14 protein-coding genes are annotated in these 17,579 nt (G+C 46.4%); all 14 read left to right on the forward strand.

Features of this window, described 5'->3' with window-relative positions; genetic code table 11:
* The first annotated feature begins 309 nt into the window (after nt 1–309).
* Nucleotides 310–798 carry a Dps family protein gene (locus NBH16_RS05610; protein ID WP_005863058.1) on the forward strand — a complete coding sequence of 163 codons (489 nt, stop codon included), beginning with the start codon at nt 310–312 and terminating at the stop codon, nt 796–798.
* A gap of 135 nt (nt 799–933) precedes the next feature.
* Nucleotides 934–1,617: an outer membrane beta-barrel protein gene (locus NBH16_RS05615; protein WP_034531327.1), complete on the forward strand. Its 684-nt coding sequence runs from the start codon at nt 934–936 to the stop codon at nt 1,615–1,617.
* Nucleotides 1,618–1,771: 154 nt separating this feature from the next.
* The gene (locus tag NBH16_RS05620; protein WP_036615641.1) at nt 1,772–2,260 is read left to right on the forward strand and encodes a Dps family protein; all 489 of its coding nucleotides are present in this window, start codon (nt 1,772–1,774) and stop codon (nt 2,258–2,260) included.
* 165 nt (nt 2,261–2,425) lie between these two features.
* Nucleotides 2,426–3,223 (forward strand): IclR family transcriptional regulator, encoded by a 798-nt coding sequence (locus NBH16_RS05625; protein WP_057326472.1) that lies wholly within the window; start codon nt 2,426–2,428, stop codon nt 3,221–3,223.
* A 17-nt stretch (nt 3,224–3,240) separates the two neighbouring features.
* Nucleotides 3,241–5,016, forward strand: coding sequence for a YncE family protein (locus tag NBH16_RS05630; RefSeq protein WP_057328384.1), 1,776 nt, complete (start codon nt 3,241–3,243; stop codon nt 5,014–5,016).
* An 11-nt stretch (nt 5,017–5,027) separates the two neighbouring features.
* The gene (locus tag NBH16_RS05635; protein ID WP_250788211.1) at nt 5,028–6,122 is read left to right on the forward strand and encodes a chorismate transformation FkbO/Hyg5 family protein; all 1,095 of its coding nucleotides are present in this window, start codon (nt 5,028–5,030) and stop codon (nt 6,120–6,122) included.
* A 34-nt stretch (nt 6,123–6,156) separates the two neighbouring features.
* The gene (locus NBH16_RS05640) at nt 6,157–6,915 is read left to right on the forward strand and encodes a cupin domain-containing protein (RefSeq protein ID WP_250788212.1); all 759 of its coding nucleotides are present in this window, start codon (nt 6,157–6,159) and stop codon (nt 6,913–6,915) included.
* A 92-nt stretch (nt 6,916–7,007) separates the two neighbouring features.
* Nucleotides 7,008–11,012 (forward strand): SUMF1/EgtB/PvdO family nonheme iron enzyme, encoded by a 4,005-nt coding sequence (locus tag NBH16_RS05645; RefSeq protein WP_057316928.1) that lies wholly within the window; start codon nt 7,008–7,010, stop codon nt 11,010–11,012.
* 116 nt (nt 11,013–11,128) lie between these two features.
* A complete protein-coding gene (locus NBH16_RS05650) occupies nt 11,129–13,576 on the forward strand; it encodes a cytochrome c biogenesis protein CcsA (RefSeq protein ID WP_250788213.1) in 2,448 nt (815 codons plus the stop codon).
* Between the two features lie 18 nt (nt 13,577–13,594).
* Nucleotides 13,595–13,909, forward strand: a complete 315-nt coding sequence (locus NBH16_RS05655; protein ID WP_005857750.1) for a hypothetical protein — start codon at nt 13,595–13,597, stop codon at nt 13,907–13,909.
* 41 nt (nt 13,910–13,950) lie between these two features.
* On the forward strand, nt 13,951–14,967 hold the full coding sequence (locus tag NBH16_RS05660) for a dihydroxyacetone kinase subunit DhaK (RefSeq protein WP_008772438.1): 1,017 nt from the start codon (nt 13,951–13,953) through the stop codon (nt 14,965–14,967).
* A 9-nt stretch (nt 14,968–14,976) separates the two neighbouring features.
* On the forward strand, nt 14,977–15,591 hold the full coding sequence (locus tag NBH16_RS05665) for a DAK2 domain-containing protein (RefSeq protein ID WP_005863034.1): 615 nt from the start codon (nt 14,977–14,979) through the stop codon (nt 15,589–15,591).
* Between the two features lie 69 nt (nt 15,592–15,660).
* Complete coding sequence (gene lsrF / locus NBH16_RS05670; RefSeq protein ID WP_005863031.1) at nt 15,661–16,533, forward strand: 3-hydroxy-5-phosphonooxypentane-2,4-dione thiolase; 873 nt, start codon at nt 15,661–15,663, stop codon at nt 16,531–16,533.
* A 147-nt stretch (nt 16,534–16,680) separates the two neighbouring features.
* A complete protein-coding gene (locus tag NBH16_RS05675; RefSeq protein WP_122369421.1) occupies nt 16,681–17,565 on the forward strand; it encodes a beta-propeller domain-containing protein in 885 nt (294 codons plus the stop codon).
* Nucleotides 17,566–17,579: the final 14 nt, after the last annotated feature.

Here is a 17,579-nt window from a genome sequence, read left to right on the forward strand (position 1 = left end):
GTATATTTTTATGTATGTTCTAGTTCCTTGCCGTATGATTCTGTAAAAAGTCGTACGTGTTTCCCGAAAAACATGTACGACTTTTCAAAAAAACACGTACGTGTTTTTCGAAAATGATAATCGTCTTTTTAAAATGTTAGTATCCAATTATTTATGTATTCATGTCATTTGCATACTTATTGTATGGAATAGTTTAATAAATTTCCTCTATCTTGATATAAAAATTATCTGTTTGACAGCTACTTATACTTGCCGTATCTTTGCGGTATAAGAAAAACAAAAAGTATAACAAATTAAAAAGTAGCAATTATGAGAACATTAGATTATATCCACTTAGACGCATCAGCGGTAAGTAACGTAGTAGCAAGCTTGAAACAATTATTGGCGGACTACCAAGTATTCTATACGAACCTTCGTGGTTTCCACTGGAATATCAAGGGACACGGTTTCTTCGTTCTTCATGGTAAATTCGAGGATATGTACAACAACGCTGCCGAGAAGGTTGACGAGTTGGCGGAACGTATCCTGATGTTGGGAGGCGAGCCGGAGAACAAGTTCAGCGAGTACCTGAAAGTAGCCCGTGTAAAAGAGGTATCAGGCGTATCCTGTGGTGACGAGGCGTTAAAGAATATTCTTGATACGTATGGTCATTTGATCGATGAGGAACGTAAACTTCTTTCCTTGGCATCCGGGGCGGGAGATGAGGCTACGGTCGCTTTGATGAGCGATTATCTGAAAGAACAAGAGAAGTTGGTTTGGATGTTAGTAGCATATTCAACTTGCGATTGCAAGAAGTAAAAAAGGTGATTCATTGCGTTTGGAGAAGGTCGGAAGTGATTCCGGCCTTTTTCTGTTGGTGCCAATAGGGGTTTTTTATTGTTTCATGTCTTATTCATATATGTCGTTCGATTATTTTATCAAAATAAAAAGTATATGAAAAGAGTTGTATTATTTGCGATGGTGTTAATGTTGGGTGTAATATCGGTACAAGCCCAGTGGTCGGTAGTTCCGGAAGCGGGTATGACAGTGATGAAGGCGGGTCCAATGGTTGATTGGAAACCGAGTTGGAAGATTGGGGTAGGAGTGGAATATCAGTTGAAGCCGGAATTTCTCTCTCTGAAGTCAGGTTTGTATTATACGCAAAGGGGATATAGTAATGACAAATTTCCCGGATATGGATATGGGTGTTATTGGTGGGCAGTGCCGGGACCTACTTATGATCCGTATGGATATGCGTATGATTACTCAAATAAGGTGACACGAAATTTCTTGCAATTACCGATTATGGCTAATTTCTCATTCAAATTAGCTGAGGATATTCGTTTGAATGTTGGAGTAGGCCCTTATATAGCCGTAAGCGTATTGGATAAAGGAATGTTCGGGGGATGGTCTGTCGCTTCGGAAGAATCCGCTAAGTTTTATACCCATGATCCCTGTGAAGGGCTTCGTGCTTTTGATTGGGGGATAAGTGCCACTGTAGGTGTGGAAATAAAACAATGCTTTATCAATTTTGGCTATGATGTATCGTTAGGTAAAGAGTATAAGGGAGGATCGATCGAGGCGAATTACCATACTTTGGCTCTTACCGCAGGATATAAGTTTAAATTGGGTAAATAGAAACCCAAGTTCTATCGCAAGTCTTCTTGCTGATCGTTTAAATATAGATTTTATCTATATATGTATAGGAATTATCTGTTTGACAGTTGTTTATATTTGCCATATCTTTGCAATATAAGAAAAACGAAAAGTATAACAATTAAAAAATAGCAGTATGAAAACATTAGATTATCTTCATTTAGACGCGTCAGCGGTAAGTAACGTAGTAGCAAGCTTGAAACAATTATTGGCGGATTACCAAGTATTCTATACGAACCTTCGTGGTTTCCACTGGAATATCAAGGGACACGGTTTCTTCGTTCTTCATAGTAAATTTGAGGATATGTACAACAACGCTGCCGAGAAGGTTGACGAGTTGGCGGAACGTATCCTGATGTTGGGAGGCGAGCCGGAGAACAAGTTCAGCGAGTATTTGAAAGTAGCCCGTGTAAAAGAGGTATCAGGCGTATCTTGCGGTGATGAGGCGTTAAAGAATATTCTTGATACATACGGTCATCTGATCGGTGAGGAGCGTAAACTTCTTTCCTTGGCATCTGAGGCAGGCGATGAGGCTACGGTCGCTTTGATGAGCGATTATCTGAAAGAACAGGAGAAGTTGGTTTGGATGTTAGTAGCCTACTCAACTTGCGATTGCAAGAAATAAAAATGGTAGATTCATTGCGTTTAAAGAAGGCCGGAAGAGATTCCGGCTTTTTTGTTCTATGATATTTATGCTCTGCAACATACTTAACACCTTTTTACATATTTCGTATCTTGTTTAAATTCATCACTGCTATATTTGATTCAAATCTGAAACGCAATTTCAAATATGGAAAACACGCTACCAAATATGGAAAAAGTGGATGAGAACTATAAAGTGCCTAATTTAGAGAAGGGCATTGCGGTTCTTGAGTACCTTTCCTTGCGGTCGGCGGGGGAAACATTGCAAGATATTAAGTCGGCGCTCGATATATCGCAGACCACGGCTTACCGTATTTTGAATACATTGGTGCGGCTGGAATATCTTAATTTTAGTGAAGACACGAAACGTTATAAACTTTCCCGAAAATTATTGACTCTTGGTTTCAGATCCTTGAATGAACACAATCTTTTAGAGACCGTCTTGCCACATTTGCGTGATTTACGTGATCAAGTGAAAGAGACCGCTTGCTTTGGTGTCTTGGGAGATGAGAAAGGGATTTTTATCGAACAAGCGCAAGGACATCATACGTTCCGCTTCGTCCTGTCGCCGGGAAAGCCGTTTGAGTTGCATTGTTCGGCTCCGGGAAAGGCGATTATGGCTTATTTGCCGAAGACGGTGCGAGATCGCTACCTGTCCTACATGACGTTTACACGGTATAATACCCGGACGATCACTTCTCGTGAGGCCTATCTGGAGGAATTAGAAAGGGTTGGCAAACTGGGGTATGCCATGGATAATGAGGAGGAGCTGAGCGGCGTGATATGCGTAGGCGCCCCGATCTTTAATTATACGGGATATCCTTGTGGGGCGATCTGGATCTCCGGCCCGAAAGACCGCTTATCGAAAGAGGTGGTGAAAAATACGGTGAAGACGATCAAGGAGGTTACCGGGTTGATTTCGAACGAACTAGGATTTAGAAAATAAGGAATACAAAATATACCATGAACACACGAAAATACTTGATAAAAAACTCATTGGTGGCTTGTCTTGTCGGCTGTTGCGTTTCTCTCGCTTCAGCCGGCAACCCACCTTTCTTTACTACGGATGCCGTATTGAACGCGAAGGGGGAGCTATTAATGACACAGAAAGGAACGAGACATCTGGATATCTTTTCAGCGGACGGTAAGAGCTTGCTTCATTCGTTTCCGTTTGATGAGATCCCGACCGGGTTGCTTCCGGATGGGGATAAGGTGTATGTGACGACCTTCGAGAAGACCGGCCGCTTACAAGTGCTTTCCTTGGAATCGGGTAGGGTGGAAGCGGCCATACCGACGGGATCGGGAGCCTGCCATCCGATGTTCGGGCCGGATAAGAAACATATATATGTATGTAATCAGTTCGATAATTCGGTGGTCGAGGTAGATCCGGTGATGCGTAAGGTAGTCCGGAGCGTGAAAGTGTTGCGTGAGCCTAAATCGGCGGTATTCAGCAAGGATGGCAAGTATATGTTTGTTACGAATTTCCTGCCCGCACAACGGGCGGACGTGGATGTGGTGGCCGCTTGCGTATCGGTAATCGAGATGGATGGGTTTACGAAAGTGAAAGATATCCAATTGGCGAATGGTAGCAATGCCTTACGAGGGATGTGCATCACGCCGGACGGGAAATATATATACGTGTCTCATAACTTGGGACGATTCACGGTGCCTACTTCCCAGCTTCAACAAGGTTGGATGAACACGAGTGCTTTCAGCGTGATCGATGTGGCGAAGCAGGAATTCGTTGGGGCGGTATTGGTGGACGAGCCGGATCGTGGCGCTGCCGGTATCTGGAGTATCGCTTGCGATGACAAGCATATCTTTATCACGCATAGCGGTACGCATGAGGTAAGCGTGATCGATCATCCGGCGATGTTGGCGAAGTTTGAGTCTTATAAGGATAAGAGCCGTCTGGATTACGACTTGAATTTCTTGTATGGACTTCGTGAGCGAGTTCCCTTACAAGGAAACGGTCCCCGAAATTTTATATTTTCGGGAGATAAGTTGATAATCCCTACTTATTTCGCCGATATCTTGAATACCGTCGATATAAATACATTGGAGGTAACGGCTACCGACATGAATCCGGGTCGTACGGAAACGCCGGAGAACAAGGGCGAGAAATATTTTAACGATGCGAATCATTGTTATCAAGGCTGGCAGAGTTGTAATGGTTGCCATCCGGGGGATGCCCGTACGGACGGGATGAACTGGGACTTGATGAATGATGGAGTTGGTAACTCGAAGAATTGTAAGAGCATGTTGTATTCGCATGTGACTCCCCCAAGCATGATCTCGGGTGTTCGTGAGAGTGCGGAATATGCGGTACGTGCCGGTTTTAAGTTCATCCAGTTTTTTGAGCCAGAAGAGGAAATGGCGAAATGTGTGGACGCTTATATGAAATCCTTGCGTCCGGTGCCTAGTCCGTATTTAGTAAATGGGGAATTATCGGATAAGGCGAAAGAGGGAAGAAAGGTGTTTGAGAAACTGAAATGTGGCGAGTGTCATAGCGGTCCTTATTATACGGATATGAAGATGCACCGTATCGGCGAGGATATCGAATTTGAGAAAGGGTGGGACACTCCTACTTTGATTGAGGTTTGGCGTACGGCTCCTTATCTGTTTGATGGGCGTGCGGCTACCATGGAAGAGGTGTTCGAGGTCCATAAGCATGGTATCGATAAAAAGGTCTCCAAGAAAGATGTCGAGGCATTAACGGAATATGTAAACTCCCTGTAAAATAAAAGGATATGAATTATTGTGAGAAAATACATTATACGATATTAAACACTGAGCCGGCTGAGTTCGCGGTTATGGTGGACGATCTATTGTCTCAATTACCTCAAAACGAGGTGATCATGAGACTGGCCTTTTTCGGTACTCCGGGTACGAATGAGGAATACGTGGCACGCCGGGTTTTGCTGCGGGAGAAAATCCGTCGGTATTATGGGGATTGCGAACCGGCTTTGAGCTATGTCTCCCAACCGCCGCTGAACGCTCCTTTGCTGATGGAGGTACATAGCTATGTGCCCGATGCGCAGGATCGGATTACTTTCCGTCATTATCAAGGTGTTCCTTATGTCTTGTTGGAGAATGCCTCGGGACGTTTCCTTTTTGCCGGCGGTTTTCAAGGGGATGTACTCCATTTTGGTATAGAGCCTCAGTCGGTGGAAGCTTTCCGGTTATTGGGGGATGTGCTTCGTCGGGAGGGGTTTCCGTTGAATAGCATTATCCGTCAGTGGAATTATATCGAGCGTATAACAGCTTTCGACGGTCAGGATCAGCATTATCAAGCGTTTAATAACGCCCGGTCTGATTTTTATAGTAAAACGGAATGGACGAATGGTTATCCTGCCGCTACGGGTATCGGGGCGAATCTGGGAGGTATCTTGATTGATGTGGATGCTGTCGTATTTACTACGCCGGACGCTTTCGCTACGCCGATCGATAATAAGTTGCAGGTGGCTGCCCATGCGTATTCGGAACAAGTACTGGAAGTTGCCCGACAAAAGAAGACGACCCCTAAGTTCGAGCGTGCCAAGAGCATGACTTTTCAGGATCGTAAATTGATTTATATCTCCGGTACAGCCGCTATCCGTGGTGAGGAGAGCTTGAAGGGAGTAGGTCTGGAACGTCAGCTACGGATCACGATGGAGAATATAGCGGAACTGATCGCTGACGCTAAATTGGTTAAGTTACGAGTCTACTTGAAGAATAAATCCGACTATGAGGAGGCTGAGCGTTTGATGAATACCTACGGATTAAATATCCCGATCTCTTATATGTGGGCCGACGTTTGCCGGGATGAGTTATTGATCGAGATCGAGGGAATAGCGATACGTTGAAACAGATAGTACTAACAAATATACACAAAAACAAATGAGAAAAGGTTTGAACATGAAAATGGCGGCTATGGGATTGGCGTTGGCATCTATGGTCGCATGTACGGGAAAGACAACAACAGACGCTACTTGTTGCGCCGCTAACGGGGAGGGCAATTGTCCGGAAGGAACTTGCCGCAAAGAATGCACGAACGCATGTAATACTAACAATCAAAAAAATAAAACAATGGCTTATTCAAAGAAGTACACGAACGCCGATTTTTATAAAGACGGCAAGTTCCAACAAGATGTCGCTATGGAAGCGATGAAAGATATGTTTGCTTTCTACGATGTTCCTTTCACGGAGTTGATGGCGAAAGATATGTGGGTGACAGACTTTGGTTTGGGTGATTTCGAGAATGTAGGTATGGGGGGTATTTTCTGGATCAACGATCCGGAGTATAAGTATTTCGCTCACGCTATCTATTTGTTGCCGGGCCAGATGATTCCGGAACATGCTCACATAAAGACTGACTTCCCGGCTAAACATGAGTCTTGGATGGTAGAGAAGGGTTGGGTATACAACTTCTCTGAGGTAGGTGACGAGACTCCGAACGCACCGGCTATCCCTGCTGGACACGGACCGATCAAGAGCAAGAATTTCGTGGTTCAGAAGGTCGGCGACGTATTACGTCTGAAGAAATTGGAGACATTCCACTTTATGATGGCAGGTCCGGAAGGCGCTATCGTAGATGAGTGGGCATGCTATCACGACAACGCTGGCTTACGTTTCACGAACCAGAAGGCCGCTTTATAAAAACCTCTAGGGTTATGCTTCGTAATTCTAAGGGTTGCCGATCGTGATCCTTAGGGTTTCAATAAACAACCTTCTAAATTTAAATTTAATACATGAATAAATACTATATAATGGTATCACTCTTGTTGTCGACCTCTCTTCTTGTTTCGGCAGGTCCGAAGCAAAAGAAGGTGGATAACTGGATTGACGCCTCAGTAAAACAAAAGTCTGAGCTTCGTGCCTCTTTGGTGAAGGCGAACATGCCGATCATGTCGGCTTGGATCAAGGCGAAGCAGAAGGCTGTCCCGATGTCCGCCGATTTGACGGGGCTGGATCAGTTGGTGCTTGTTACGGCCGCCGGACCGGATGGTACGGATTGGGATTGGGGTACATGGGCGAATGCCCGTTTAATCAAGGCGGACGGTAGTTCGGTTTGGTTGGATGAGTTAGATCCTGATTATTGGGTTTCTGGCTCGGGCAGTATCCGCAAGAATACGGATTTATACGGGAATCCTTTGTTGATCGGCGGTAAGAAATACGATCATAGTGTATTATGCCATGCCAATGGCGTGATGGTGTACAATATCAATAAGGAATATGTACGCTTCGAGGCTGAGGTGGGTTTGGCCGATCAGTCGACGGTAGGTAGTGTATTCTTCCGTATCATGAATGTTTTCCCGAAGGAGGAGGCCGCACGTTTGCTAGCCGCTTATCCGAAGGAATTGGGGGCCTTAAACGCTAATATCGATGGGTTGGAGAACTGGTTGACTGCCAGTGACGCTTCCGCCGAGCGTGATATTGTCTTGAATCTGGCTTCTCGTCTGAAAGACGCTGCGTATGTAAAGAACGCTGTTAAGCAGATCGAGACGGAAAAAGATATTGATACCCAGATCCGTGAGTATTTGAAACTTTATGAGAAAACTCAACGTATCTGTAATTTGCAGAGCGACTTGAGTTGGTTGAATATGGAGGCGATTCGTTTGGCTTTCAACGATATGAAAAAGTTGAAAGGCTTCGACGCCACTAAATATCAACCGGTTCTGGATGAGTTGGAACAGCAGGTAAAGAAAGGTTTCGATGGCATTTATAGTGGTGATGAGGCCGCTTTGGTTAATGCCGAGAAAGCGATCGCGAATAAACGTACGATCTTGCTGGCGAACCCGTTCTTGGATGGTGATAAAGTCTTGGCTGCCCGCTTTAAATTAGGTGTAAACGCTCATAAGGCAATGGCTCCGGATTTGGGTACGCAGGGTAATAACTGGAGTAACCAAGAGTCCGCCCGCCGTATGGGCTTCGACGCCGATATCGTGGAGTTGAGTAATTTACGCGGGGAGGATGTACAGGTACGGTCGATCTATAAACCGGAAAACGGTTCCTCTGTCGCCGACTTGCGGATGCATTGGGATGGCGATCGTGCTATGTTTACCCAGACGATGCCCGATAAGCGTTGGAACGTATTCGAGGTGAAATTGGATGGCTCGGGCTTTAAGCAATTAATACATAACGAGGAACCGGATCTGGAGTTTTATGATGGAACCTACTTACCGGACGGACGTATCATCGCCAACTCGAATATCGGTTATCAAGGCGTGCCTTGTGTAAGCGGTGATGACCCTGTCGGTAATATGGTACTTTATACGCCGGATACGAAGAACTTGCGCCGTCTGACTTTCGATCAAGACGCAAACTGGAACCCGGTAGTGATGAATAACGGTCGTGTGATGTACACTCGTTGGGAGTACACGGACTTGACGCACTATTATTCCCGTATCGTGATGAACATGAATCCGGATGGTACGGAGCAGAAAGCGCTGTATGGTAGCGGATCGATGTTCCCGAACAGTACGTTCGATATTCAGCCGTTGCCGGGCCACGGTTCCGCTTTCGTGGGAATTATCTCCGGTCACCATGGTATTGCCCGTTCCGGTCGTTTAATCGTGTTCGATCCGGCGAAAGCCCGTAAAGGCGCCGCTGGTATGGTACAGGAGATACCGTATCGTAACCGGCCGATCGTGGAGGAGATTAAGGATGAGTTGGTAAATGGCGTATGGCCGCAGTTTATCAAACCGACTCCGCTGAATGATAAATATTTCTTGGTGGCCGCTAAATTAGATCCACAGGATTTATGGGGTATCTATTTGGTGGACGTATTCGATAACGTGACTTGTTTGCGTAAGGTAGAGGGTGAGGGCTATATCAGTCCGGTTGCCGTACGTAAGACACAGACTCCTCCGGCTATTCCGGACCGTGTGAAATTGAATGACAAAGAGGCTACGGTCTTTATTCAGGATATTTACGAGGGAGAGGGTTTGAGAGGCATTCCCCGGGGTACGGTTAAGTCTCTTCGTCTGCACGCTTATGAGTATGCTTACGTGAAGACTACCTCCGATCATAACTGGCATGGAATCCAGTCCGGTTGGGACATCAAACGTATGTTGGGTACAGTACCGGTAGAAGAGGATGGCTCCGCTATCTTCAAGATCCCGGCGAATACGCCGATCTCTATCCAGCCGTTAGACAAAGACGGAGTGGCTATCCAGTGGATGCGTAGCTGGTTGACCGGTCAGCCGGGCGAGGTGGTATCTTGTATCGGTTGCCATGAGGACCAGAACCAGATTCCTATTCCGAAACGTGTGATGGCTTCGCAGAAAGCCCCGCATGCGTTGACTCCGCCGGAAGGGGGGACCCGTTCGTTCACGTTCGATCTGGAGATCCAACCGATCTTGGATCGTGCCTGTATCGCTTGCCATAATGGTGAGGGTAAGGCTTTCGACTTGCGTGGGGGCAAGAAGGATAAATTAGGTTATGGCACTTCTTACTTGAATCTGCATCCGTATGTACACCGTCAAGGTGGCGAGGGTGATATGGTGGTTCTTCAACCGTATGAATATCATCCGAACACGAGTGAACTGGTTCGTATGTTGAAGAAAGGGCACTTTAACGTGCAACTGACGGATAAAGAGTGGAAAACCCTTTATAACTGGATTGATTACAACGCTCCGGATAAGGGTTATTTCAATGCGAATGTGCTTTCGAAGGATATCATCCCGTATCAAGGCTTTGACCAGATCAAGCGTCGTAAAGAGTTGACGGATAAGTATGCGAATGGCGCAGGCGTGGATTGGAAGAAAGAGATCTCCGATTATGCCGCTTACTTGAAGGGTAAAGGTGAGATCAAACCGGAGATGCCGGAGAAATTGGCTCCTGTCAAGGAAAAAGAGTTGAAGGTGAAAGGTTGGCCTTTCGATGCGGACCGGATCAAGGCTATGTTGGCCGACGAGAAGGAAACCCGTAAGGAGATTGAGTTGGCTCCGGGTATCAAGATGACATTTGTTCGCATTCCGGCCGGACAATTCGTGATGGGTAGCTATCGTGGGCAATCCGATACTCGTCCGACGGCGAAAGTGAAGATTGACAAAGCTTTCTGGATGGGTGAGTTGGAGGTTACGAACCAGCAATTCAACGTGATTTTCCCGGATCACGACAGCCGTTTCGTGGATCAGCAATGGAAGGATCACGTGGTTCAAGGATATCCCGCTAATAAGCCAGAGCAACCGGTAATCCGTGTAAGTTACAATGACGCTATGGATTATTGTAAGAAGCTGAGTGAGAAAACAGGCTTGAACATCACGCTTCCGACCGAGGCGCAATGGGAATGGGCTTGTCGTGCCGGTAGCGATCAAGATTTCTGGTATGGCGATATGAATGCGGACTTCGGTAAAAAGGATAACCTAGCCGACGTAACCACGCTCCTGCTTGCCGTAAGCGGTATCGACCCGCAACCGATGCCTAAGACTTCTTATTGGTACAAGTACTATACTTACTTACCGAAAGAGGAAGGCGTGGATGATGGCAATTTGGTTCAGGTGGGTGGTAAGCAATATGAAGCGAATCCGTTCGGTTTGTATTGCATGCACGGTAACGTGGCGGAATGGACTCGTTCAGATTACTTGCCTTATCCTTACAACGAGAAATCGAAAGAGGTTTCCGAGTATAAGGTGGTTCGTGGCGGTTCTTATATCGAGCGACCGAAATTCTCGACGGCTTATACCCGTAAAGGATATTATCCGTACCAACGTGTATTCAACGTAGGCTTCCGGGTAATTATTGAGGACTAATAGACAAGGTCTATTTATAGATAGATAACATGGATGCGGCAAATTAATCGCCGATTCTTTCAAAAATGATTAATCTGCGTACATTTGTCGCATCAGTGTTATTAATAAATGAGCAAATGAAAACTCTAGAAAGATTTATCTCTTCTTCTGTGACGACTATCGTCCTTCTATTGATCTACGCCTTTGGCTTGGCTATCGCTACTTTTATAGAGAAGTATCATGGTACTGCCGCCGCTAAAGCGATGATTTACTATTCTCCTGTATTTTTCTTACTCCAATTCTTATTGGTAGCCAATTTCGTGGCTATCGTTATCAAGCACCAGTTACTTAAGCGGCGTAGATGGGGATTGATGGTCACCCATGCCGCCTTTATTGTCATCCTTCTGGGTGCCCTTATTTCCCACCTTTTCGGCGAGGAAGGAATCCTTCACCTGCGTGAGGGAGAGGCTAGCGATCGTATCATGATCCGTACCTCGGACCAGACTCTCTATCATACGCTTCCTTTTAGCGTAGAACTCGTGAAATTTACCTTAACCCGCTATCCCGGCTCTGCCAGTCCCTCTGCTTATGAGAGTGAGTTGCTGGTACATGTAGATGGACAGACTCGCCATGCCCGGGTATATATGAATAATGTATTAGACGTGAAAGGCTATCGCTTCTTCCAAGCCTCCTATGACCCGGATGAGCAAGGAACGGTACTTTCCGTGAACCGAGATGTGGCCGGAAGGAATATTACGTATACCGGCTACGTGATTTTAGTGATCGGCTTTATACTTTGCTTGGTAGGTAAAAACTCCCGTTTCATGAAATTAAGCCGACAGTTGAAAGATTTAAGATCGGGCGCTCGTAAAACGACCCTGTTAGTAGCGATTCTTCTTTCCGTAGGGGGCTTGCGGGCGCAAGGTGCGGCCGCTCCCGAGATGAAGGAGGCCATACAGAAATATGCGATAAGTCCGGAACATGCCGCTAAGTTCGGTGCGTTGCCGATCCAATCGGTAAGCGGACGTATGTTGCCGATCAATACATTTTCTTCCGAGGTACTGCGAAAGTTGCATAAATCGGATCAGTTCGGTTCCTTGAACTCTGATCAGTTCTTGTTGAGTGTCTTGGCTATGCCGGATATGTGGGTCCGGGTGCCGTTTATCGCCTTGTCTAATAGTGAGCTGGCTAATTATTACGACCTTACGGATAAGGATTGCGCCTATATAGAGGTATTCGATAGTAACGGACGCTATAAATTGCAAGAGAAGCTGGAAAAGGCCTACAATAAAATGCCAGCGGAGCGTACCCGCTTCGATAAAGACTTGATCAAGCTGGATGAGCAGGTAAATATCTTCCATCAATTGATCAATTACCAGATGTTAAACCTTTTCCCGAAAGAGGACGACCCGGATCACAAATGGTATGCACCGGGCGATGATTTATCGGCGTTTTCCGGAAAGGACTCCATGTTCGTTACCCACATTATGGGCTGGTATTTATCGGAGGTACAGGAAGGATTGAAGAGTGGTGATTGGGAGAAAGCGGACGAGGTAATCGGAATGATCCATACGTATCAGCAAGCCAAGAATAAGACGGTAGACATTCGCCCTGAGAAAATACAGGCCGAGATTAAATATAATCAAATGGATGTATTCCGGCAATGTAAGAAAGGGTACTTGATTTTGGGAGGCTTGTTGCTGATCTTCGCTTTCGTGGCCTTATTCAAGAAGAAAAAATGGGTTACCTATACGACTTGGTTATTGAGTCTGGGCATTTTGGCCGTATTCGTTTTCCATATGTATGGGATGGGAATGCGGTGGTATATCGCAGGTTACGCCCCTTGGAGCAATTCGTACGAGACGATGGTTTATGTGGCTTGGGCTACGGTGTTCGCCGGGTTGTTGTTCGTACGCAAGAGTACGCTTACGTTTGCGTTGGCTACTTTATTCGGGGGGATCATCTTGTTCGTGTCCGGCTTGAGTTGGATGGACCCGCAGATCAATCCGCTGGTTCCGGTCTTGAAATCCCCATGGTTGATGTTCCATGTGGCGGTTATCGTGGGAGCTTACGGTTTCTTCGGTATTAGCTGTCTGATCGGCTTGACGAATCTGGTGATGATGAGCGTAAGCGGGGAGAAGAACAGCGTGATGCTCAAAGAACGGGTACGAGAATTGAGTATCGTGAACGAGATGTCACTTTGGATCGGATTGGCCCTGATGACGATCGGTACTTTCTTGGGAGCGGTCTGGGCGAATGAGTCGTGGGGACGTTATTGGGGCTGGGACCCGAAGGAGACGTGGGCGTTGATTACGATGGTGATATATGCGATCGTGACGCATCTCCGCTTGATACCGAAATGCAATAACCTGTGGTTGTTTAATTTTACGTCTATCTTGGCCTTCTATTCGGTGTTGATGACCTTCTTCGGCGTGAATTATTTCTTGAGTGGCATGCACTCTTATGGCCAGAATGACAACGTGAACGGGATATTTATTTATCTTTATCTGTCGATCATCCTAGTATTGGGGGCTGGCTTTATATCCTATCGGAAGAGAACGAATTTTAATAATATAATTGTCTAACTATAAATTGAATAGATCATGAGAACATTTAATCACGTAGGAATTGTCACTACAGAAAGTAAAGAAGGGGCGGTTTATAACGAAGGCCTGAGTGTATGGTTGACGGATTACAGCAAGAGTCCGAACCGGATCGAGTTCTTGAAATTCGAGAAAGGCAGCTGCTTACCGGAGTTGGTACAGACCAATGGCCATATCGCTTATACGGTTCCTTGTTTGGAAAAAGAGTTGGAAGGTAAGAAGGTAATCTTCGGCCCTGCTGTTTGCGACGAGCACTTGACGATCGCTTTCATCGAGGAAGAAGGTATCGCTATCGAGATCATGGAACTAAAATAATTCGTAAATCAAAATTTATAAATCTAAAGGAGGATAATACCATGTCAGACATCAAGACAAAATTCATAAATGATCCTGAGAATATTACGGCTGAGTTATTGGAAGGTTATGCGTTAGCGTATCCGAATCAAGTAAAGTTGGCGGCTGAGAATATCGTCGTACGTGCTAACCCGAAAGGCAATGATAAGGTAGCGATCGTTACCTTAGGCGGTTCCGGTCATGAGCCTGCCTTGAGCGGTTTCGTAGGAGAGGGCATGTTGGATTGCTCCGTCGTGGGTGACGTATTCGCCGCTCCGGGTGCCCAACGTTTGTTTCAGGCACTGCAATTGATGGATCGTGAGGCCGGGATCTTGCTGGTCGTATTGAACCATTCCGGCGACGTGATGAGCGCTAATATGGCTTGCCAGTTGGCTGCTCGTAAGGGTATCAAGGTGAAGAAATTACTTACGCATGATGATATCAGCGCAGGTATCGGGGCGAATGTAGATGATCGCCGTGGCTTGGCCGGTTGTGTTCCTTTGTATAAGATATTAGGTGCCGCCGCCGAGGAAGGGAAGTCTTTAGACGAGTTGATTGAGATAGGTGAACGCTATAATAAGAACGTGGCTACCTTGGCTGTCGCTATGCGTTCTTGTACGCATCCCCAGAACGGAGGTACGATCACGAATCTTCCCGATGGAATCATGGAGATCGGTATGGGCCAGCATGGCGAAGGTGGTGGTGGACAGAAACCGTTGGTATCCGCCGATGATACGGCAGCGGAGATGGTAGACCTACTTTGCCAGCAGTTACAGCCAAAAGCCGGTGATAAGATGTTATTGATCATTAACGGCGTAGGCGCTACTACCCATATGGAATTGAATATCATCTTCCGCAAGGCTTATAAGGAATTAGAGGCTCGTGGCTTGCAGGTGGTGGTAAGCCGTATCCAAGAGATCTTGACCGTACAGGAGCAAGCCGGATTCCAGATGATCATGGCGATCTTGGATGAGGATCATATCGATTATTTGAATAACAAACGTGCGGACGCACCTTATTGGACAACCCTAGGTAAATAAATAATATACATGAAACAACTTACTATCGAGGCCTTCAAGGCCATGTTAGACAATGCGCTGAAACAGATCAAGGCACGTGAGGAGGAATTTTCTAAATTGGATGCCGTAATCGGGGATGGAGATCATGGTACCGCTATCGTTGCCGCTATGACTGCCGTGAATAAAAGCGCTCAGTCTGGAACGGAGTTCAAGCAAATGCTTGGTGATATGGGTATGGACGTGATGATGGAAGTGAGCGGATCGACAAGTACCTTGCTCGGCGCTTTCTTCTTGGGTATGAGCGATCATGCAGAGGGAACCGAGTTGGATGCCGCAGGCGTGAAAGCTATGTTCGCCGGTGGCTTGGCGAATGTGCAACAACAAACCCAAGCGAAACGAGGCGACAAGACGATGATGGATGCCTTGATCCCGGCGGTGGAGGCTATGCAGGCTTGTACGTCGGATGATATCAAGGAAGTCTTGAATGCTGGCGCTAAAGCGGCGCTTGAGGGAGCGGAGGCTACGGTACCGATGAAAGCTAACTTTGGCCGTGCCCGTAACTATGGCGAGCGTTCGATTGGTTTCGCTGATAGCGGGGCTACTTCTTGGAGCTGTATGTTCGCTTCTTTTGCTGAGGCGCTATAAAATAATACACAGCGTGAGACGGGGCGTGCCCCGTCTCTATAAAATATAATAATATAACGAATAATAAATATGGCAGATTTAGATGATTTAAGAGAAGGTGCGGACTTCGGTTTAGGCATCAATTGTGAGAACCAGAGTTTCCATGTGAAGGGAGCCGAGAACTTACCTTGGGGTATGAAAGACCGTTTATCCCGTATCTTCAACCCGAAGACAGGCAAGGCGGTTATGCTTGCTTTTGACCATGGTTTCATCATGGGGCCGACTTCCGGTCTGGAGCGTATCGACTTGAATATCGTTCCTTTGATTGAATATGCGGATTGCTTGATGTGTACCCGTGGTATCCTGCAATCTACGATCCCTGCGAATACGACGAAACCGATTTGTCTTCGTTCGGACGCTGGAACGTCTATCCTTACGGATTTGAATGATAATGTATTGATCGATATAGAGGACGCTATCCGTATGAACGTCTCCGCCATGGCGGTTATGTTGGCTATCGGCGACGAGGCGCATGAGGCTAAGACTGTGGCTAACTTATATAAGGCGGTCGATAAGGCTAGCCGTTACAATATCCCGGTAATGGGTGTTACCGCCGTTGGTAAGCAAATGGCTCGAGACGCTCGTTATTTCGGTCTGGCTTCCCGTATCTGTGCGGAGAATGGCGCTAATATCGTGAAGACCTACTATTGTGAGGGCTTCGAGAAGGTAGCCGCCGCTTGCCCGGTTCCCGTGGTAATCGCCGGTGGTAAGAAATTACCGGAGAAGGAGGCGTTGGAATTATGTTATAATGCGATTAACGACGGTGCGGCCGGCGTGGATATGGGACGTAATGTATTCCAGAGTACTTCTCCTGTCGCCATGATCCAGGCGGTTCATGCGGTCGTGCATCAAGGTATCACGCCTGATCAGGGATATGAGTTGTTCCGTGACTTAGCGAAATAAAGAAGAATGAACCAATGTGTCGTTTCGCTAAATGTGTCAATATGCCAATGCGAATACAACACACATGATCTTTTTTTGCAGGGTGGATCCCATGTGTCCATCCTGCTATAATTGGCATATTATCTAATTAGTACATTATTATATACCATGAAAATCTATACTTTTATATTATCCGCATGCCTGCTACTCGTATGTTCCGCATGTCATGAGGCATCGCATCATCTTTTATTAGGCGGTTCCGGCTGGGACAAGATCGCCATCGTAAACAAGAACACGAAAGAAATTGAATGGGAGCATCCCTTGGAAAAAGGATGGGAATGTAATTCTGTAGCTGTTACTCCCGATCGGAATATCCTTTTTTCCTATTCGAAAGGGGCGAAGCTAATCACCCGGGATCATGAGGAGGTCTGGAATATCTCCGCTCCGGAAGGGTGTGAGATGCAGACAGCCCGTGTACTTTCCAACGGTAATTATTTATTGGCGTGGTGTGGAAACCCGGCTACGATCATGGAAGTGAACGCAAAAGGAGAGATCCTGTCGAAAACAGATTTCGATACCCGAATTGAGCAACCCCATGCACAATTCCGTCAAGTAAACAAGAATAAGCGGGGCAATTATCTAGTGCCCTTGTTCGCTACCTCCGAGATCCGGGAAATATCCCCGTCCGGTCAATTGCTGAAAAGCGTGAAAGTAGACGGTAACCCGTTTAGCGTGGCTGCGTTGGATAACTGTAATTATCTGGTCGCTTGCGGTGATGCCCATTGCTTCATAGAGCTGAATTTCGAGACCGGAGATATCGTTCGCAAGGTGAATGCGAACGATATCGAGGGAGCCCAGCTTTTCTTTGTTGCCCAGTTGCTCCCTAAACGGGACGGTGGTTTGTATATCTGTAACTGGCAAGGCCATGACGGAGAGGCTGCGAAAGGACATTACCCGCAGTTGATCGAGATAAACGGAGCCGGAAAGATGGTCTGGGATTTGAATGATAACGCTACCTTCGGGATGATCTCCTCTATTTGTCCGATCGATTAAAGATATATCCGGAT

It is taken from the genome of Parabacteroides sp. Y3-G-102 (genome assembly GCF_023656845.1).
GTDB lineage: Bacteria > Bacteroidota > Bacteroidia > Bacteroidales > Tannerellaceae > Parabacteroides > Parabacteroides distasonis.